Origin of the sequence: Dickeya sp. CFBP 2040 (genome assembly GCF_012273755.1) — a bacterium.
Classification (GTDB): domain Bacteria; phylum Pseudomonadota; class Gammaproteobacteria; order Enterobacterales; family Enterobacteriaceae; genus Dickeya; species Dickeya poaceiphila.
Map to the genome: position 1 here is coordinate 88,661 of NZ_JAAVXH010000033.1, position 20,801 is coordinate 109,461.

Genomic DNA, 20,801 nt, shown 5'->3' on the forward strand with positions numbered 1-20,801 from the left:
TCGATCCATGCCTGAAAAAAACCGCTGAGTGACTGATATATACGGTTTCAAGGCACCCTATGTTCAAGGCAAAAAAAAACCTGAACCGTCTCATCGCAGCATAAGGTGCGGAAAGACAGTTCAGGTTTTGCCTGCCTTCTCCAATGAAGAAGATGCAGTCGCAATCCATATTTATTGTTTACAGATTACCAGTGCGATCTATTCTGACAAGCGTTTTACCCAGGCAATCTATTATTTTGTGATACCACTCAAGTTTCGGTTTTCTACACCTGATTTTTATTTTCTGCCTGATCCTGTAATTCCGAACGCACCCGTTCGATATGAATAGCCAGAAACATCAACTCTTCTTTCGTCAGGGTATAGTCGTAATGTCGTATAATATGATCCCGTATTTTTTCGGCGCAGTGATACGCCTGCGTATATTGCGCTTTCACTACATCGTGCAGCGATTCATCTTCACTGAATACCGGCGTACGGCCCACTAATCGCTGCGCAAAAAACTTCAGATGAGTCACAAATCGGTGATAACTAAAAGCTTGCTCGTTATAGTCAAGATTCAGCTGATATTTCACAATATTCAAAATTTCCTGTATCACGCGGGTTATATGCATCACTTCTGGCATATGGCCATCCAGTTGGGCATTCACCAGATGCAGCGCAATAAAGCCCGCCTCGTCTTCCGGTAACTGAACCCCAAGCCGTCGGTGAATAATCCCCAACGCTTCCAGCCCGATGGCGAACTCTTTCTGATACAGTCGTTTAATTTCCCACAATAATCCATTACGAATATCCACCCCTTGCCGGTGCCGCTCAATGGCAAAGTGGCAATGGTCAGTTAATGAAATATAGAGGCTATCTTGCAGGTTTCCGGGCAGCTTTTCTTTCGCCAGCGCGATAATCCTATCAGCGGTAGTCACCACCTCCAGCGGAATGCGCTCCAGCACATCGCTCAGCCTTGCCGTCAGTTCGCTGCTGCGCAGAGCGAAAACTTTTTCTATTAGCGCAACATCCACACTATCTCCCGGTCGTTTTTTGAATCCCATTCCACGCCCCATCACGACCTGTTCGTTATTATGCGCATCCATGACCGTGACGACGTTATTATTCAATATCTTGGCAATCTTCATTGTCCGACCCCTGAAAACAAAAAACCAGACGTCCGCAATGAACGCGAACATCTGGCTTTGCCTGCCGATAGCAGTAACAACCCTGAATAGCAGTAACAACCCTGGGTTGCACGCCGCCACGACACAGGCATGTCGCTGACCAGATACAACCAACTAACGTTAAATTACCACTGGTTCACGGCGGCTCAACCTTCAGGGGATGGAAACGTGACCCGGATCGACCCAGAACCAATATTCCCGCCGCCAGAGGTTGCCAGACCAGCCACTACCATCCCAGGTTTCCGTCTTTTTACTACACCGACAGCCAGAGATTCTTAGGGCATTTGCGCAACAAATTTGTGTAAAAATAATAAATCGTACATTTTTTTGCGCAAGAGCACGAAAATACGCGTTATCCATCCCTTCAACAGCTTGTATCTCTTTGTCTGATAACTATAATACGGAACGTTGTTTCATTGAATGGTTTCAGCGAATCCACGTGCCACTGACAAAAACACCACAGACAACACAATCCTCAGGGATATTGCCGCCTCGTCCACTTTGTTTTATGGGCAATATCCAGTCACGTGTTTCTTCATTTCTCCTCGCCTGTCACCATCTATACTTACCATTCTCTCGCTGTCGCAAACGTATTGTTCCCGAAGGTTCAGCTTTGGCTAACCGTCGGTCATCCTGTTTTTTTATCCATCACAACTTGTAGAAACTACCGTTATGAAAAAGACCAAAATCGTTTGTACCATCGGTCCGAAAACCGAATCAGAGGAAGTACTGGGCAAGCTGCTGAGCGCAGGCATGAATGTAATGCGCCTGAATTTCTCTCACGGTGACTACGCAGAACATGGTCAACGCATTAAAAATCTGCGTGCCGTGACAGAAAAAACCGGCCTGAAAGCAGCCATTCTGCTGGATACCAAAGGCCCGGAAATCCGTACCATCAAACTGGAGAATGGCGCAGACGTCTCCCTGACCGCAGGCCAGACCTTCACCTTCACCACCGATCAGAGCGTTATCGGCAACAAAGACCGTGTAGCGGTCACCTATGCCGGCTTTGCCAATGACCTGAGCGTCGGAAACACGGTGCTGGTTGACGATGGCCTGATCGGTATGGAAGTCATCGAGATCAAAGGCAATGAGGTTATCTGTAAGGTGCTGAACAACGGCGATCTCGGCGAAAACAAAGGGGTCAACCTGCCGGGCGTGTCCATCCAGTTACCTGCACTGGCCGAAAAAGACAAACGTGACCTGATTTTCGGTTGCGAACAGGGTGTCGATTTTGTGGCAGCCTCCTTTATTCGTAAACGTTCCGACGTAGAAGAGATTCGCGCCCATCTGAAACAACATGGCGGCGAACACATCCAGATCATCTCCAAAATTGAAAACCAGGAAGGTCTGAATAACTTCGACGACATTCTGGACGCCTCTGACGGCATCATGGTCGCCCGTGGCGACCTGGGCGTGGAGATTCCCGTTGAAGAAGTGATCTTCGCGCAAAAAATGATGATCGAAAAATGTAACCTGGCTCGCAAAGTGGTGATCACCGCCACTCAGATGCTGGATTCAATGATCAAGAACCCGCGCCCGACCCGCGCCGAAGCAGGCGACGTCGCCAACGCCATCATCGACGGCACCGACGCTGTGATGCTGTCTGGCGAGAGTGCTAAAGGCAAATACCCGCTGGAAGCCGTCACGATTATGGCCACCATCTGCGAACGCACCGATAGAGTGATGAAATCGCGTCTGGATAAACTGCAAAACACCAGCAAATTGCGCATCACCGAAGCGGTGTGCCGCGGCGCGGTGGAAACGGCAGAGAAACTGGAAGCGCCACTGATTGTGGTTGCCACCCATGGCGGTAAATCGGCTAAATCTATCCGCAAATATTTCCCACATGCCCGCATTCTGGCGCTGACCACCAACGAAATCACCGCACGTCAGTTGCTATTGAGTAAAGGTGTGGAAACCATGCTGGTGAAAGAAATCGCCTCTACCGATGATTTCTACCGCATTGGCAAAGAAGCGGCACTGAAGAGCGGCCTGGCCCAGGAAGGCGATATTGTCGTGATGGTTTCTGGCGCGCTGGTGCCGAGCGGCACGACTAACACCGCATCGGTACATCGTCTGTAATTCGATAATGAGAATCTATTAAGCGCCCTGCGGGGCGCTTTTTTGTTCGTGACGACATTTTTAGCTGATGCAAAAGCGTGATCAGTTATACAGAAAAAATATATATACAGCCGCAAAGGTCAGAGTATTCTGATAAGATCAGCCTGTTTTGCTTACTTTTTTTAACCTACCTGTAAAACTCGATGATTCTTTGAGCGAACGATCAAAATTAAGCGCGTTCCCATAAAAAATTTATTCTCATCAGAAAACGGTTTGTGTAATACTTGTAACGCTACATGGAGATTAACTCAATTTAGAGGGTATTAATAATGAATCGTACTAAACTGGTACTGGGCGCGGTAATCCTGGGTTCTACTCTGCTGGCTGGTTGCTCCAGCAACGCTAAACTGGATCAGCTGTCTTCTGACGTTTCTTCTCTGAACGAAAAAGTATCTGCTCTGACCAGCAAAGTTGACGCTCTGGCTACCGACGTGCAGGCTGCTAAAGATGACGCAGCTCGTGCTAACCAGCGCCTGGACAACCAGGTTCGTACTTACAAAAAGTAAGAACTGGTTGAATGAAAAATGGCGCACACTGTGCGCCATTTTTTTTGTCTTTCCGTTGCTCCATCACACCACGAGCTTAACCCACCATTTGCCTTACCAAACTCGTTAAGCCATTCTGGCAAGATGCCTGACGTGCCAGAACGCCCTCTCATGACGTCCTGGCTTCGGTTGTCGCTAGTGCGACGGAGATGTTCCGACTGCCGATATCGGTGCTGCGCTTTGCGATAACGCTTGATGCGACGATGACGTTTGACGCGATATAGTTTGCCCGATGTTAACCAGCACGGGCATACCGGAACGGCGGACAATCGCATTCTGGACTACCTCAGCATCAGTATCATCATTGTGAATAAACGCTTTCACCTTCTGGTTCAGCGCAATCGGCATGGTTTGCGGGTCATCCTTATCGGTACGCGATAGCGGCTGATGCACTTCCACATAACGTTTCCCATCCGGCTCCACCGCAACCTTAACGGGTTCATTGATGATCTGCACACGGGTGCCTACCGGCACGTCATTAAACAGCGCTTCGATATCTTCCGGGCGCAGGCGGATACATCCAGAACTCACCCTCATGCCGATGCCAAAATCAGCGTTGGTACCATGGATGGAGTACACGCCGCCGCTTTTCTCCAACCGTAACGCAAATAATCCCATCGGGTTATCCGGACCACCAGGAACCATCGCCGGTAGGGTGACCCCTTGTTCTTTATAATGGCGGCGCGTATTGGCGGTAGGTATCCAGGTCGGGTTTGGACGCCGCTCAATAACGTGAGTGACCATCACTGGCGTGTTGCGGCCAAGCTGGCCGATGCCAATCGGATAAACGACCACGGTATTTTTTCCCTTCGGGAAATAGTAGAGCCGTAATTCCGCCAGATTAACCACTATTCCCTCCCGTGGCGTATCAGGCAGCAGCATCTGTAGTGGGATCGTCAGTCTGGAACCTGGCTTCGGCAGATAAGGGTCGGCTCCAGGATTAGCTTCCAACATGCCAAGCAGGCCAATTTTGAATTTGGCGGCAATGGATTCCAGAGGATGACCGTCGTTAGGCACGGTGTAGCTACTATTTTCCCCGATCAATCGACTATCCGGAGGAGGCAGAGGGTACTCAGTTGCATTAGCTGGCGGCATCCCCGCCAGGCAGGACGCAAACAATAATCCCATCAGGGTAAGTACACGTTTCATTATCAGATTCCTGTTGTAATACTGAAGATAGGGTGAGCGCCAGAGCGCGACGTGAAATCACCCTCATCACAGACGCGGGTGAATCGCCATTGGCGAGCACTTTCTTTCTTATTGCTTATCAATAGGTTGAATCTCTTTCATCATTGGAAGCTCCCAAGGATAAAAGCAGGGTAGCAGGAAATCCACCGGATGGATTCTGAAATGTGACGCAGCAGGGCGCAAGCACTGCGCCCTGTGATTTGCTTATAGTCGCTTATAGCAGAGTAACTTATATCAGCGCACCAGCCCGCACCTGTACCGTGCGCAGTATGGACGCCAGCCCTTGCGAGCGCGACGGCGTCAGGTGTCGACTCAACTCCAGGGAGGCGAAAAACGGGCGTACATCCTGTTCGATAATCTCCTGGGCAGATAGCCCCTGATACAGACTAAAAACAATGGCAATCAACCCCTTGACAATGGCAGCATCGCTATCGCCATACAACACTACCTTGCCTTGTTTATCACACGTTAAATCAATCCAGGCCTGACTCTGGCAACCCGATACCCGATTATCATCCTGACGCTGTGCGTCGCTAAATGGTTCCAGACTAGCGCCCAGCTCAATAATATAGAGGTACTTTTCTTCCCAGTTGCTGCAACGAGAAAAATTTCGCAGCAGTTTCTGTGGTTCCGGCAGTTTCATCATAACAATGCTCCAGACATGATAATGTTATGCCGTCGGTTCACTCACCCAACAGCCGATGTATCCGATACAATCCCTCCACCAATCGATCAATCTCCACCTGACAGGAATACAGCGCCAGCGAGGCGCGACACATGCTGGGCACGCCATAACGGCTCATCAGCGGCATAGCACAATGGTGGCCAGTACGAATGGCTATGCCGTATTGGTCAAGAAAGCTGCCAACGTCAAACGCATGGTGATGTCCCAGATTGAAGGCGATTACCCCCTGGCGATTCACCGGACCGTACAGGCGAAACGTGGGGACTTCAGCCAACGATGCCAGCGCATAACGCATCAACCGATCTTCATGCACCTGAATCGCCTCAATCCCCAACGAAGAAACATAATCCAGCGCGGCCCCCAGACCTATCACACCAGCGACATGGGGCGTACCGGCTTCAAAACGCCATGGCGTACCGGCATACGTGATCCCTTTTTTCAGACTGACCTCACGGATCATGGCTCCACCGCCTTGCCATGGCGGCATAGCCTGCAACAGTGCGCGTTTGCCGTACAGTACGCCGATGCCTGATGGACCGTAGAGCTTATGGCCGGAAAATACGTAAAAATCACAATCCAGCGCCTGCACATTTACGGGCCGGTGCATTACCGCCTGCGCACCATCCACCAGCACTTTCGCCCCACAAGCATGAGCCTGACGGATGATTTCCTCCAACGGATTGGCAGTACCCAGCACGTTGGAAACCTGTGTTACTGCCACCAGCCGGGTGTTTTCATCCAGCAATGCCGGCAACTGAGCCATATCCAGTTCACCGTCATCAGTAATAGGCAGAACACGCAACGTCAACCCGCGCGTCTCTGCCAGCATCTGCCAGGGCACAATGTTAGCGTGGTGGTCCATTTCGCTGATGACCAGATTGTCGCTGGGCTGAAACGCGATACGACCATAACTGTTAGCCACCAGATTAATGGCCTCGGTAGCACCGCGTACAAACACGATTTCCTCTGCCAACGCCGCGTGGATAAAGGCAGCCACCTTTCCTCGAACCTCTTCCATCGCTTTGGTCGCGCGAGCACTCAGGGTATGGATACCACGGTGCACCGCAGCATACTCGTGTAGATAAAAATCCCGCTCGCGCTCAATAACCGCCCACGGCTTCTGTGCGCTGGCGGCACTGTCCAGATAGGCCAGCGGATACCCGTTAACTGATTGCTGCAAAATCGGGAAATCTGCTCGTACACGTTCAATAGGATAATTCATGCGCTTTCTCCTTCCCGTGCCTGCAGCGCTGAGCCACGCATGTCAATACCGCATCACGTAATACATGATTGTCGAACGCCTCCGTCAGCTCGGCGTCAGGCAGGCGCTGCCATTGTTGCAACATCCGTTGTGCATTATTGTTGGTTGATAAGCCAGTCATAGCCCTGCTCCTCCACCTGTTTCACCAGCGTAAAATCTCCGGATCGGACAATCTGCCCCTGACAGAGCACATGTACGTAGTCTGGCCGTATCTGATGCAACAGGTGCGGATAATCGGTGAGGATGATGAAAGCGCGCTTACCGTCACGCAACGCGCTGATGCCATCGGCGACGATTTTTAACGCATCGCTATCCAGCCCGGAATCAGGCTTATCCAGAATACACAAATCGGGTTCCAGCACCGCCATTTGCAAAATGTCATTGTGCTTTTTCTCACTACAGGAAAAATCGACGTTGACCGAACGTGCCAACAGGTCATCCGGCACGTTCAGCAATTGAATTTTGTCCTTAATCCAGTATTCAAAATCAAACCTGTCTAGTGCCGATTGCTGGCGATAAGCACGCACGGCATTCAGCGACGTTTGCAGGAAAATGCGATTACTAACACCGGCGATTTCCACCGGGTACTGAAACGCAATGAACATCCCTTCGCCAGCACGCGCTTCCGGCAACAACGCCAACAGGTCTTTGCCCTTAAAACGCAGCGAGCCGCCGGTCACCGTATATCCTTCACACCCAGCCAAGGTGGCGGACAAGGTACCCTTACCCGCCCCGCTCGGCCCTATCACGGCATGAACCTCACCTGGGCTGACACGAAGATTCAACCCATTGATGCCAGGCTTGTCTTTGACGCTAACGTTCAGGTTTTCAATCGTTAGCACGCGGTTATCCTTGCGGCGTTTTGCCTGCCGTTCATGATTTTCCGCACCGCGACACGGTGCATGGCGTCCCATCACGGTGGCGTTTTCATCAACCCACACCGTATTTGGGCCGAGGGACAATAATTTCTGTGCTTCCACCGCCAGCTCCAGCGGCAAGGCTGATAACACGTCTTTGCAGAAACCGTTCACAATCATCGAAATAGCGTCGTTTGCACTGATACCTCGCTGCAGACAATAGAACAGTTGATCCTCGCCAATGCGCAAGGTCGTGGCTTCATGGTTGAGCTGCGTGCAATTCTCCACATCCATGCAAAGCATGGTATGCACGCGGCAGTCGCCACCAACCAGCATCGAATGACACTGGGTGAAATGGCGCGCATCTGTCGCACTGGGCATAATTTTCACCAATCCACGGTAGGTGTTTTCGCTATGTCCAGCGGCAATTCTTCTGGTGATGATGGTTGAACGAGAGTGCTTGCCGATGTGAATCATTTGGGTACCGGTATCTGCCTGCTGGTGGCCGCGAGTCAACACCACCGAGCAAAATTCGCCTGTCGAGTAGTCGCCGCGCAGAATCACGCTTGGATATTTCCAGGTCACCGCCGATCCGATTTCTGATTGCGTCCAGTTCATACGGGACGAGTTGCCAGCACACAATGCGCTCTTGGTGACGAAGTTGAGAACACGGCCTTCACTGCCCTGGCTAAAGAACCAGTTCTGTAACGTGTAATATTTCACTTCGGCATTCTGGTTAACGATCACCTCTACGACTGCCGTACGTAGCTGACAATTGTCGTGTACCGGCGCCGAACACCCCTCGATATAGCTGACATAGCTATTGTCATCGGCAATCAAGAGGGTACGTTCAAACTGACCGCTCCAGGCCGTGGCGGAGCGAAAGTAAGTTGACAGTTCCACTGGGCAGCGCACGCCTTTCGGGATGTAGACGAAGGTCCCCTGGGAAGCCAGTGCAGCATTCAGCGCAGCGAAAAAATTGCTGCTGGCGGGCACCACGGTACCCAGATACTGGCGCACCCGCTCCGGATACGCCTGAATCGCTTCGCTGAACGAACAAAAAATGATGCCTTGCTTCGCCAGCCTGTCCTGATAGAGGGCGGCTACGGGCGCTGAATCAAAAAGAGCGCCTGTCGCCACCTCTTGTTTATTGTGGTGGACAGTATCGTTATAAAGAACTGCGCCGGCGCGTTGTTGCGTCGTGCCGGGCTCGCAACCGCCCCGCTCGCAAAACGAAGCGGAGTTATCGCGGTGATCCTGACCGTTCAAAGGGTCGTAATGCGCGTTCAGACCGTGTGGTTCCTCCATCTGCAACCAGGCCCGATAAGCGCTGAGCCGAAACTCCAGCATCCATTCCGGCTCATTACGTCTGGTGGAAAGTGCTCGCACCACATCTTCATTGATGCCATTTGTCAAATTACTGCGTGCCATCATTGTGCTCACCTTGTTTGCGGTTATACCCCACCGTACGCCAGCGAATAATATCGACCACCTGGCAGCTTTTTCTGTTCAGTTCGAATATCTATACCCGTCATACTTCACGTTGCAGGTGCGTTGGCTCTACTCGCTCACACCCACATTAGTTACGGGTATAAATTGCTGAGTGGCAAAAATGAAGGAATAAATAAAAATAATAGATATCACTTAAAATCATTATTTCCAGATGATTATATTTAGGGAAAAATATTCATCCTAAACTCATTATTTCAGTACTATCACCATGCAAAAATACAACAAAAAAACCAATAAATCATTGTATAATAAACATTTAACATATTTTAATGTGAGTAATTACTATTAGCAGACTATCAGTATAGCACTCATTGAACAACCTGTTTTACGAACACATTAGCCATGAAAAAATTTAATGCAAAATAATCATACGCAATAATAAATGCAGCCCGTTTCAGGCAAAAAATGCGATCATGATTGCCTCCCGCTGATAAATCCCGTTCAGATGCATTGCATGATAAATAGCCTGAAAATATGATAATGATTATTATTTTATGAACAGGTACCAGACATGTTCCCATTCAACGCCTGGTTACAAGCACAGCTTGATAATTACCGGCAGCAGTTGCGTAACACCACGATGGAATTTTATCTGGCGGAGTCATCGCTGGAGCGGGATGACAGTGAGATTAGCGAATTACGGCGCTATTACCTGACTGGAATGCATATGGCGGAACTGAGCCAGCAGCAGGGTGATGAAAACCGTTATCTGTTCAGCCTGATCAAACTTCACCAACGTCTGATTCATGAAATCAATAATATCGGGCGCGACCACCTGTTCCGGGTGCAAAGTTACTACTTTGCACGCCAGACGCTACGGTGCATTTGCGTCCAGTTCAATCTGATGGGTCACTGGGATAAAGCCACCGCTTTCCAGGCTGATTTTATGCAACAGGTGGCCTTTATCCCGTTATGCCGTGCGTGGTCGAGAACTGACCTGCCGGGCCATAAGCCCAACAGATCGTAGTGAATGGCGGGGAGTCAGGCGTCGGGTGAAATCACTGCGGTGGTAAGCCGCGAGGTGCAGCACAGCCGATCCTGATTATCAAAAATATCGATTTGCCAGACTTGCATCCGTTTGCCGGTATGCAATGCGCGACAAACGCCACGCACTTCGCCTTCGGTCACCGCACGCAGGTGGTTGGCGTTGATCTCCACCCCCACCACACGCTGCTCTCCTTGCGAGCACAGATAACCGGCAATCGACCCCAGCGATTCCGCCAGCGCTACCGAGGCACCACCATGCAACAGCCCGAACGGCTGACGCGTACGGTGATCCACCGGCATCACCGCTTCCAGCGTATCATCAGACAGGTGCGTCATACGGATACCAATATGACCGGCCATGCCGCCGACCGCCATCTGATTCAACTGTTCAATATCTACACTACGTTTCCACAGCATCACACCAGCTCCAGCAACGCCTGCAACGGATGTTTCAATCCACGCCCTTCCATACGCTTGACCTGACTACGGCAGGAATAACCGGTGGTCAGACAACGCGCCTGCGGCAACCGTTGCAGAGACGGCTGCCAGGAGAGCGCGTAGATCCCCTGAGAATGCGACAGATTGCGGGTTTCATGACCGTAAGTACCGGCCATGCCGCAACAACCGACGCTGACATTTTCCAGCCGGGCGCCAAAATGCGCGAAAATCGCCGCCCACTGCTGGCCACTGGCTGGCAACGCCGTGGTTTCGGTACAGTGACCGAACAAATACCACGGCTCATCACGCAGCGCTGGCGCACTATCATCACGACCGCTCAGCAACGTCATCAACCACTCGTGCACCAGTTGCACCTGAAAGTCGCCGCGCCGATGACCCAGCACTTCCCGGTACTCATCCCGATAACACAGCACCAGCGCCGGATCGACTCCCACCATTGGCAGCCCAAGACGGGCTACACGGCTGAGGAATTCCGCGGTCTTGCCAGCGGTTTTCGCAAAGCGTTGCAGGAATCCTTTTACATGCTCCGGCTTGCCGTTCGGCGAAAACGGCAGCAGTACTGGCCGTAATCCCAATTTTTCCACCAGCCGGACAAAATCCGCTACCACCTGCGCGTCGTAGTAGCTGGTAAAAGGGTCCTGCACAATAAGCACATGGTCAGCGCGCGCCTGCGGCGACATCTGTTCCAACTGCTCAAGCGTAGTCGTCATCGCCTGATGACCGACAAACTGCTGGCGCAGCGACGGCATCGACAGCAACGGCAGATCCACCATGCCGATCAACGTACGGCTGAGCGCATTCACCCACGGCTGACGCAAGAAAAAGTTAAACGTTTTCGGGCTGTGCGCCATCAGCGGGGCATAGCTTTCCACACCAGCCACCAGGTAGTCTCGCGCCGGTCGCAAATAACGGGTGTGGTACAGTTGCAGGAAACGGGCACGAAAACCGGGAACGTCAATCTTGATTGGGCACTGGGTGGAACAGGCCTTGCAAGCCAGACAGCCCGACATCGCCTCTTTGACCTCATGCGAGAAATCATACTCACCACGACGCGCCGCCAGCGTATTACGGGTTTTGGTGATCAAATCTCGGAAGCTGACGCGCCGGCGCGGTAAGTCATTTTCCAGCACCAGCGGGTCTACACCCTGCTCCGCCAACAGTCGCAGCCACTCACGTACCAATGTGGCACGACCTTTAGGGGAATGGATACGGTTGCCGGTGATTTTCATCGACGGACACATCGGGCTGCGGGTATCAAAGTTAAAGCACAGACCGTTGCCGTTGCACTCCATCGCGCCACGATAGGCAGTGCGCACCGCCAGCGGAATCCGTCGGTCATAGGTGCCACGTTTCACCGCATCCACTTTCATCATGGGTGCGTCTATGTTCAATGGCGCACAGATTTTACCGGGATTAAGACGGTTATTCGGGTCGAACGCCGCTTTAATCCGGCGCAATTCGTCATACAGTTCCGGCCCGAAGAACGACGGGCTATATTCAGCGCGAAAACCTTTACCGTGTTCCCCCCACAGCAACCCGCCGTATTTAGCAGTCAGCGCGACTATCTGATCGGACAACTGCTTCATCAGCATTTCCTGCTGCGGGTCACACATGTCCAGCGCCGGGCGTACATGCAACACCCCGGCGTCCACATGGCCAAACATGCCGTAACTCAGATGGTGGCTATCCAGCAGTGTGCGGAATTCGGCGATATAATCAGCCAGATGCTGAGGCGGCACGCAGGTATCTTCGGCAAAGGGAATCGGTTTTGCCTGCCCTTTACTATTGCCCAGCAAACCGACCGCCTTCTTGCGCATACCGTAAATACGCTCGATACCCACCAGATCACAACAAACCTGATAGCCAATTACCCCAGCCTCACGGGCAGCCAGCAATCCGTCCAGACGCTCACACAACGACGTTACCTGACTATCGATAAGCGCTTCATCGTCGCCGGCAAATTCGACAATGTTCAGCCCCAGCATCTCTTCGCCGGGCACATCGGTAATCAGTTCGCTGACCGAATGCCACACGATGTCTTCACGCGCCAGATTCAGCACCTTTGAATCCACCGTTTCCACCGACAGCGCCCGCGCCTCCACCATAAATGGCGCACTGCGCAACGCAGAATCGAACGAATCGTATTTGACATTAACCAACCGCCGCACCTTGGGCAACGGCGTGATATCCAGCTTCGCTTCGGTGATGAATGCCAGCGTTCCTTCGGCACCGGTCAGGATGCGGGTCAGGTCAAACGTTTGCATGTCATCGCTGAACACATGGCGCAGGTCATACCCGGTGAGGAACCGGTTCAGTTTGGGGAACTTTTCTATAATCAGCTCACGACGCTCACGGCAGCGGTGCAGCACGGTGTGATAAATACGACCGATCAGCGAATCGTCCTGCGCCAACTGTTCCGCCAGCGCCACCGGCATCGCTTGCGTATCCAGCAACTCGCCGCCAGGCAGCACAGCACGCAGTCCCAGCACATGGTCCGAGGTTTTGCCATACACAAGCGACCCTTGCCCTGAGGCGTCGGTATTGATCATGCCGCCCAACGTAGCACGGTTACTGGTGGACAGCTCCGGCGAGAAAAAATAGCCGAACGGCTTCAGATACTGGTTCAGTTGATCCTTGATGACGCCGGCTTCCACCCGAACCCAACCCTGTTCTGGGTTGATTTCCAGAATGCGATTCATGTGGCGGGACATATCCACCACAATCCCTTGATTGAGCGCCTGCCCGTTGGTGCCGGTGCCGCCGCCGCGCGGCGTGAACGTCAGTTCACGAAAACGCGCGTCGTCAGATAACCGGGCCAGCAGCGCCACATCGGCGGTAGAGCGAGGAAACACCACCGCATCCGGCAATAATTGATAAATACTGTTATCCGTCGCCATCGTCAAACGGTCGGCGTAGTGGGTAGCGATATCACCGGTAAAACCGTGTTGCTTCAAGGCTTCCAAAAAGCTCAGCACCGGTTGATCAATTCCCGGCGCTTGTGTGATCTGTGGGATCATTATGTGTTGACCCTGTCCATGCGAGTGGTGTTTGCCAATAGAACAAATGCCGTCAGGCGGCAATCGACCATCTGCGGCTCTTTCGTTTTATCATATTTCCCCTGGCTGTGCGTTAACGGATCAATAAAAACTTAGGGTTGCAGCAATCCCCCCACATGTACCGCCAGACGCTGCCGATTCTCCCTTATCGGCAGGAATCACTGTGCAAATCGGCGGAAATCACGCATGATAAATTCCAGTTCGCATCCTTTTGCATTCAACCTGGCAGATGACAGCCCTCCCGTTTTCATCATCTTGCATTAGGCCTGTCGCCTGAATTAACGAGGTAACCTTCCTTGATGAAACAATCTCAGTCACAGCGATTCGATCTTGCGCGAATCCTGTTCAGTTTGTTGTTTATCGGTATTCTGATCATTGCCTGTTTTTGGGTAGTTCAACCCTTCATCCTTGGATTTGCCTGGGCCAGTATGGTGGTCATCGCCACCTGGCCGCTGTTAATCCGCCTGCAGCACATACTCTGGGGCTCCCGCCTATTAGCGGTGATGGTCATGACCCTGCTGCTGGTGCTGCTGTTCGTGTTCCCCACGTCAATGCTGGTCAGTAGCGTCATTGACAACGCCTCAACGCTGATAAATTGGATAGGTGCGCAGGGCCGAATTACGCCGCCGGCACTTGACTGGCTGCAATCCATCCCGTTAGTGGGCGCAAAGTTGCACAGCAGTTGGCATTCGCTGGCACATAGCGGCGGCCCGGCGTTGATGGCTAAAATTCAGCCCTATATCGGCCAGACCGCGTCCTGGATCGTCGCTCAAGCGGCTCATGTCGGGCGTTTCCTGATGCATTGTGCGCTGATGGTGCTGTTTAGCGTATTGCTGTACAGCAAAGGCGATCAGGTGGCGCTGGGTGTGCGCCGTTTTGCGATTCGGCTGGGACGTCAGGGTGGCGATTCAGCGGTAATTCTGGCAGCGCAGGCCATTCGGGCTGTCGCTCTCGGCGTGGTGGTGACGGCGATTGTACAGTCGGTACTAGGTGGCATTGGTCTGGCGCTGGCGGGAATTCCCTACACCACACTGCTCACCGTGCTGATGTTTCTGTCCTGCGTAGCGCAAATCGGCCCACTAACGGTGCTGGTTCCGGCCATCATCTGGCTTTACTGGAGCGGTGACACTACCTGGGGCACCATTCTGCTGATCTGGAGCTGCGTGGTCGGCACGCTTGATAATGTCATCCGCCCATTGTTGATTCGTATGGGTGCCGATTTGCCAATGCTGCTGATCTTGTCCGGCGTTATTGGTGGGCTGCTGGCATTCGGTATGATCGGGATATTTATCGGTCCGGTAGTGCTGGCAGTATCCTACCGATTGTTATCTGCGTGGATGACAGACTCTCCTGAACCGCCGCCGATTCACACCATTTCTCACCCCAACAAGAAATCCTGATTACCGCATTCATTTCCCGGTGCATCACGCACTGGGAATATTCCCAATATGTAAGTGAATTTTATGTTTTTAGGAAAATTCACCGCAAAAATTCATTATTTTAGACAATAAAAGTTTTATAAAAATCAGTTTAATTGACATAAACTCTTTCACCACCAATCAATTATTCAAAAAAAGTTAACCATTAGGATGATTCTTAATGACGCCAGTCAGTCTAAAACTTAGTATTCATACCCGGAGCTATTGTTAATGTAATGTTTGTCAATGAGGTTTCTCCTCGTCAGAGCTAGTAACGAATTGCTGTGTGTAGTCTTTGCCCATTCTTGAGATGGGCATTTTTTTATCTGCCGCCCGGTTATTCCCCACCACCAACAACCTCGCCTCACGGCCTTTGCTGTATGTCACTCTGTTATCCCACACACGTAGGCATAAAAAAAACCGCCCAGCGAATGCCTGGGCGGCAGGATAGACAGTTCGTCAAACGAGAGGTTAGCGTTTCTCAGCCAGACTCAGCCAGGTCTGCACCACCGTATCCGGGTTCAGCGACAGACTGTCAATGCCTTCATCCATCAGCCAGGCGGCGAAATCTTCATGGTCAGACGGCCCCTGACCACAGATGCCAACGTACTTCCCGTGTTTTTTAGCCGCACGAATCGCCATTGCCAGTAACGCTTTCACCGCGTCATTACGCTCGTCAAACAACTCGGATACCACGCCGGAATCGCGGTCCAGCCCCAACGTTAACTGGGTCATGTCATTCGAACCGATGGAGAATCCATCAAAATGTTGCAGGAACGCTTCCGCCAACAGCGCGTTAGACGGAATTTCGCACATCATAATGATTTTCAAACCGTTCTCGCCACGTTTCAGCCCCTGACTGGCCAGTTCATCCACCACAGCTTGCGCCTGCGCCACCGTGCGTACAAACGGGATCATCACTTCGACGTTAGTCAGCCCCATACCGTTACGCACCCGTTTCACTGCCTCACACTCCAGCGCAAAGCAGGCGCGGAAATCCGGCGATACATAACGACCCGCGCCACGGAAGCCCAGCATCGGGTTTTCCTCTTCCGGCTCGTAGCGGGTGCCGCCCAGCAGGTTAGCGTACTCGTTGGATTTAAAGTCAGACAAACGCACGATCACGCGCTTCGGCCAGAACGCCGACGCCAGCGTCGCAATGCCTTCCTTTAGCCGTTCGATATAGAACTCGACCGGGTCGTCGTATCCTTGCATCAGGATGCGGATTTCACGCTGAATGTCCGGCGTTTGTTGCGAAAACTCCAACAACGCGCGCGGGTGTACCCCAATCATACGGTTGATGATGAACTCCAGCCGCGCCAGCCCTACGCCTTCGTTGGGCAGACAGGCGAAATCGAACGCCCGATCCGGGTTACCGACGTTCATCATAATTTTCAGCGGCAGCGTGGGCATCGCGTCCACCTGCGAGCTTTTCACCGTAAAGTCCAGCAGGTCATGATAAACGTAGCCGGTATCGCCCTCGGCGCAGGATACCGTCACTTTCTGACCGTTCTGCAACCGCTCGGTAGCGTCGCCACAGCCCACGACCGCCGGAATCCCCAATTCACGTGCGATAATCGCCGCATGACAGGTGCGCCCACCACGGTTGGTGACAATCGCCGCCGCTTTTTTCATGATCGGTTCCCAGTCCGGGTCGGTCATGTCGGTCACCAGCACATCACCCGCATTGACCCGGTGCATTTCGCTGATGTCATGGACGATTTTCACTTCGCCTGCACCGATACGGTGGCCGATAGCACGCCCTTCCACCAGCACCTTGCCGCCTGCTGGCAAATGATACCGCTCCATCACCTGACCATTGGAGCGTACGGTTTCCGGACGCGCCTGCACAATGTACAGTTTGCCGGTATGACCATCTTTGGCCCATTCGATATCCATCGGGCGGCCATAATGTTTTTCGATCAACAACGCCTGATGCGCCAGCGCCTGCACTTCGTCATCGCTCAGGCAGAAGCGGGTGCGCTGCGCGTCTTCCACATCCTCTACCCGCACCTGTTTACCGTGCTCCTGGGTCGCTGCGTACACCATGCGGATTTTTTTCGATCCCATATTGCGGCGAACGATCGACGGCTTGCCGCTCAAGAGCGTCGGTTTGTGCACATAAAACTCATCCGGGTTAACTGCGCCTTGCACTACCATCTCGCCCAGCCCCCAGGCGGCGGTAATGAACACCACCTGATCAAAGCCCGATTCGGTATCCAACGTGAACATCACGCCAGAGGCGGCCAGATCGGAGCGCACCATGCGCTGTACACCGGCGGATAACGCCACGCCACGGTGGTCATAGCCCTGATGAACGCGATACGAAATAGCACGATCATTGAACAGTGAAGCAAACACGTGCTTCACCGCCACCATCACGGCATCAATACCTTGTACGTTAAGAAAGGTTTCCTGCTGTCCCGCGAAGGATGCATCCGGCATATCTTCCGCTGTGGCGGATGAACGCACGGCAAACGACGCCTCCGGTTCACCGTCAGCCAGTTGCTGATATGCACTGCAGATAGCCTGTTCCAGCTCCGGCTGGAATGGCGTATCGATGATCCACTGACGAATCTTTGCGCCAGCGTTGGTCAGTTGGCTGACATCATCGACATTAGTGCTATCCAACAGTTCATAGATTCGCTGGTTGATGCCGCTCTGGTTAAGAAAGTCATTAAACGCCTGGGCGGTTGTCGCAAAACCGTTCGGAACCGACACCCCAAGCTCCGACAGATTCGTGATCATTTCCCCCAGAGAGGCATTTTTACCTCCCACCCGCTCAACGTCGTGCATACCAAGCTGGTTATACCACAGGACATTACGCCTATCAGGGCCGTTGTTAGACATCGAAAATAATCCTTTTTGCATACAATTAGGGTATGAAATATTTCGCCAGAAATGAGTTTCGGCTTTATGAGCGTAGCACAGGGTTGCAAAAAGCACGGAAAGGTGAATCGATCAACCTGACGAAAAAAGAGGAATTCACGCGATGAGATTGCCAAAAGTCAGAAAAATCTCAATATTGTCAAATAACATCATCACAATCATGAAGATAATGAAATGACGTTTCATTAAAAAATTCCAGAAGCACCTGATTTTCGGCACAAAAGTCTTATGATAACCCGCAAGGGTATTTAAGGAGTCTGATATGGAAAGAAGCGTATTTTATGTATCCGATGGCACGGCGATTACTGCAGAAGTGTTGGGGCACGCCGTCATGTCCCAGTTTCCGGTTAACACCGTCAGCTGTACTCTGCCGTTTGTCGATAACGAACACCGGGCTACCGCCGTTCGTGATCAAATCGACACCTTATACCGCCAGAGCGGTGTGCGCCCGCTGGTGTTCTATTCGATTGTCACTCCGGCTATCCGCGATATCATCATCGGCAGCGAAGGCTTCTGTCAGGACATTGTTCAGGCGTTGGTCGCACCGCTACAGCGGGAATTAAACGTCTCGCCGACGCCAGTGGCCAATCGCACCCATGGGCTAACCGCCAACAACCTGACCAAATACGATGCCCGCATAGCCGCCATCGACTATACCTTGGCTCATGACGATGGCATTTCGCTGCGCAACCTCGATCAGGCACAGGTGATTCTGCTCGGCGTGTCCCGTTGCGGCAAAACCCCCACCAGTCTTTATCTGGCGATGCAGTTCGGTATTCGCGCCGCAAATTACCCTTTTACTGCCGATGATATGGATAACCTGCTGCTGCCGGATGCGCTTAAACCCTATCAGCAAAAGCTGTTCGGGTTAACCATTGATGCCGAACGGCTAACCGCCATCCGTGAAGAACGGCGCGGCAACAGCCGATACGCGTCGCTGCGACAATGCCGTATGGAGCTGAGCGAGGTGGAATCGTTATTCCGCCGTCACCAGATCCGCTACATCAACACCACCAATTATTCGGTAGAAGAGATATCAGCCAGAATTATTGACCTAATGGGTATAAATAGGCGTATGTATTAACTATTTTCATCCCTCGGAGTAGCAAGTCGCCTGTGATAGACTATGACCATCGCGGCCAGGCGGTCCCACAAGCATATTGGTGGCTCTACGGCCACCTCCCCGAAGGTAAACCAGGCCGACAGGGATCGATACGATAAATTTCACGGACATTCAGAGATTACACATGCAACTAACTGATCAGCCGCGCAGCGAACGACTTGCCAGTCTGATGACGCCCCATGAACTGTTGACCAAGCTTCCGCTCACAGCGGAGATCGCCGACACCGTCATCGCCTCACGCGCACGCATAGAACACATTCTTTCCGGACAAGATCGCCGTTTGTTGGTGATCATTGGCCCATGTTCCATTCACCATATTGATAGTGCCAGAGACTACGCACAGCGGCTGGCCGCATTACGAACGCAATACCAGCACCGGCTGGAAATCGTGATGCGGACTTACTTCGAAAAACCGCGCACCGTGGTGGGCTGGAAAGGGTTGATCGCCGACCCGCAACTCAACGGCAGCTTCCTGATCAATGAGGGGTTGGCACAAGCACGCCAACTGCTGCTGGATATCAACGCGCTTGGCCTGCCGACCGCCACCGAGTTTCTGGACACCGTCACCGGGCAGTATATTGCCGATACCATCAGTTGGGGGGCTATCGGCGCACGTACCACTGAAAGCCAGATCCATCGGGAAATGGCTTCTGCGCTCTCCTGTCCAGTGGGGTTCAAAAACGGTACCGACGGCAACGTCCGTATCGCGGTTGACGCTATCCGTGCCGCCCGCGCGCGTCATATGTTTTTATCGCCGGATGAACACGGTCGTATGACGGTGTATCAAACCCACGGTAACCCGTCCGGGCATATTATTCTGCGCGGTGGCAAAACCCCCAATTACCAGGCAGAACACATCACCGCCGCCTGTGCTGCGTTACGGGAATTCTCACTACCAGAACGGCTGGTGGTAGATTTCAGCCACGGCAACAGCCAGAAACAGTTTCAACGCCAGTTGACCGTCGCACAGTCGGTATGCGACCAGATTCGTAGCGGCACCAGCGCCATCGCCGGTGTCATGGCAGAGAGTTTTCTGGTGGAAGGCACCCAACCGTTACATCATCGCGATCAACTCACCTATGGTCAGTCGATTACCGATGCCTGCCTCGGCTGGCAGGACAGCGAACGCCTATTGGCCATGTTGGCGGATGCGGTAGACAGCCGTTTTGCCGACTGACATACAACAATCGCCCGTATCGCACCGATTAAAGAAGAAAACCGCCTAAAAAGAAAACCTCCGCCGTGGCGGAGGTTAGTCCCTTTTCAAGTGACAAGGTGCGATTAGGCAATCACCGCCTTGTCCTCCATGGCCTGTCGCCAGCCTCCCAACCAGTTAGAACGGGCATCGATAGATTGATAAGGACAGAGCTCCTTGGACCGGCCAACGATACCAGCCTGGTAGCCCCGTGAATGCGCCCGTGCCAGACGATCTCTTTTTTGTCTCTTCATGCCTTGTTTCCCTCATTTCGACTCTGGTGGAAAGAAAACAGTGGTCACTTTTCACGCAACCACATTCTATGAATAGCCATTC

General features: G+C 52.5%; 16 protein-coding genes and 1 pseudogene. 6 read left to right on the forward strand and 11 right to left on the reverse strand.

The genetic code is table 11. The features are described from left to right. Positions 1 to 263: 263 nt before the first annotated feature. Positions 264 to 1,127 carry a BglG family transcription antiterminator LicT gene (licT, locus tag Dpoa2040_RS05135; RefSeq protein ID WP_168640521.1) on the reverse strand — a complete coding sequence of 288 codons (864 nt, stop codon included), beginning with the start codon at positions 1,125 to 1,127 and terminating at the stop codon, positions 264 to 266. 711 nt (positions 1,128 to 1,838) lie between these two features. Between licT and pykF the strand changes: the two genes are divergently transcribed. Together pykF and Dpoa2040_RS05145 are read left to right on the forward strand one after the other, a co-directional pair. Beyond that, entirely contained in the window at positions 1,839 to 3,251 is a 1,413-nt protein-coding gene (pykF, locus tag Dpoa2040_RS05140) for a pyruvate kinase PykF (protein WP_168640522.1), read from the forward strand. 308 nt (positions 3,252 to 3,559) lie between these two features. Beyond that, positions 3,560 to 3,796, forward strand: coding sequence for a major outer membrane lipoprotein (locus Dpoa2040_RS05145; RefSeq protein WP_012769424.1), 237 nt, complete (start codon positions 3,560 to 3,562; stop codon positions 3,794 to 3,796). A gap of 174 nt (positions 3,797 to 3,970) precedes the next feature. Here Dpoa2040_RS05145 and Dpoa2040_RS05150 read toward each other — a convergent pair whose 3' ends face one another. The 6 genes and pseudogenes from Dpoa2040_RS05150 to sufB form a co-directional block, all read right to left on the reverse strand. Continuing rightward, the gene (locus Dpoa2040_RS05150; protein WP_168640523.1) at positions 3,971 to 4,984 is read right to left on the reverse strand and encodes a L,D-transpeptidase family protein; all 1,014 of its coding nucleotides are present in this window, start codon (positions 4,982 to 4,984) and stop codon (positions 3,971 to 3,973) included. A gap of 268 nt (positions 4,985 to 5,252) precedes the next feature. Next, a complete protein-coding gene (gene sufE, locus Dpoa2040_RS05155) occupies positions 5,253 to 5,669 on the reverse strand; it encodes a cysteine desulfuration protein SufE (protein WP_042871083.1) in 417 nt (138 codons plus the stop codon). A gap of 37 nt (positions 5,670 to 5,706) precedes the next feature. Further along, entirely contained in the window at positions 5,707 to 6,930 is a 1,224-nt protein-coding gene (sufS, locus tag Dpoa2040_RS05160) for a cysteine desulfurase SufS (protein ID WP_168640524.1), read from the reverse strand. Then, a complete protein-coding gene (locus Dpoa2040_RS05165) occupies positions 6,914 to 7,090 on the reverse strand; it encodes a hypothetical protein (RefSeq protein WP_155683838.1) in 177 nt (58 codons plus the stop codon). The genes sufS and Dpoa2040_RS05165 overlap by 17 nt, the downstream gene beginning before the upstream one ends. Further along, positions 7,065 to 7,883 carry a Fe-S cluster assembly ATPase SufC gene (sufC, locus tag Dpoa2040_RS18350; protein ID WP_246867253.1) on the reverse strand — a complete coding sequence of 273 codons (819 nt, stop codon included), beginning with the start codon at positions 7,881 to 7,883 and terminating at the stop codon, positions 7,065 to 7,067. Before sufC ends, Dpoa2040_RS05165 begins: the two co-directional genes overlap by 26 nt. Before the next feature lie 39 nt (positions 7,884 to 7,922). After that, positions 7,923 to 9,339: pseudogene (gene sufB, locus Dpoa2040_RS18355) on the reverse strand (Fe-S cluster assembly protein SufB); the annotation flags it as partial. A 510-nt stretch (positions 9,340 to 9,849) separates the two neighbouring features. On the opposite strand from sufB, the gene Dpoa2040_RS05180 reads away from it, so the two are divergent. Further along, complete coding sequence (locus Dpoa2040_RS05180) at positions 9,850 to 10,305, forward strand: hypothetical protein (protein WP_168640525.1); 456 nt, start codon at positions 9,850 to 9,852, stop codon at positions 10,303 to 10,305. A gap of 14 nt (positions 10,306 to 10,319) precedes the next feature. Here Dpoa2040_RS05180 and Dpoa2040_RS05185 read toward each other — a convergent pair whose 3' ends face one another. Next, the gene (locus Dpoa2040_RS05185) at positions 10,320 to 10,742 is read right to left on the reverse strand and encodes a hotdog fold thioesterase (RefSeq protein ID WP_042871085.1); all 423 of its coding nucleotides are present in this window, start codon (positions 10,740 to 10,742) and stop codon (positions 10,320 to 10,322) included. Next, positions 10,742 to 13,801, reverse strand: coding sequence for an FAD-binding and (Fe-S)-binding domain-containing protein (locus tag Dpoa2040_RS05190; RefSeq protein ID WP_042871086.1), 3,060 nt, complete (start codon positions 13,799 to 13,801; stop codon positions 10,742 to 10,744). The genes Dpoa2040_RS05185 and Dpoa2040_RS05190 overlap by 1 nt, the downstream gene beginning before the upstream one ends. Before the next feature lie 335 nt (positions 13,802 to 14,136). On the opposite strand from Dpoa2040_RS05190, the gene ydiK reads away from it, so the two are divergent. Continuing rightward, on the forward strand, positions 14,137 to 15,240 hold the full coding sequence (ydiK, locus tag Dpoa2040_RS05195; protein ID WP_042871087.1) for an AI-2E family transporter YdiK: 1,104 nt from the start codon (positions 14,137 to 14,139) through the stop codon (positions 15,238 to 15,240). Between the two features lie 489 nt (positions 15,241 to 15,729). On the opposite strand, the gene ppsA is transcribed toward ydiK, so the two are convergent. Next, positions 15,730 to 18,108 carry a phosphoenolpyruvate synthase gene (gene ppsA / locus Dpoa2040_RS05200; RefSeq protein WP_168640526.1) on the reverse strand — a complete coding sequence of 793 codons (2,379 nt, stop codon included), beginning with the start codon at positions 18,106 to 18,108 and terminating at the stop codon, positions 15,730 to 15,732. 301 nt (positions 18,109 to 18,409) lie between these two features. Here ppsA and Dpoa2040_RS05205 point away from each other — a divergent pair, with 301 nt between their 5' ends. Continuing rightward, positions 18,410 to 19,231: a pyruvate, water dikinase regulatory protein gene (locus Dpoa2040_RS05205; RefSeq protein ID WP_168640527.1), complete on the forward strand. Its 822-nt coding sequence runs from the start codon at positions 18,410 to 18,412 to the stop codon at positions 19,229 to 19,231. A gap of 163 nt (positions 19,232 to 19,394) precedes the next feature. Then, entirely contained in the window at positions 19,395 to 20,447 is a 1,053-nt protein-coding gene (locus Dpoa2040_RS05210; RefSeq protein ID WP_042871092.1) for a 3-deoxy-7-phosphoheptulonate synthase, read from the forward strand. A gap of 104 nt (positions 20,448 to 20,551) precedes the next feature. Here Dpoa2040_RS05210 and rmf read toward each other — a convergent pair whose 3' ends face one another. Further along, a complete protein-coding gene (gene rmf, locus Dpoa2040_RS05215) occupies positions 20,552 to 20,719 on the reverse strand; it encodes a ribosome modulation factor (protein WP_042871093.1) in 168 nt (55 codons plus the stop codon). Between the last annotated feature and the right edge of the window lie 82 nt (positions 20,720 to 20,801).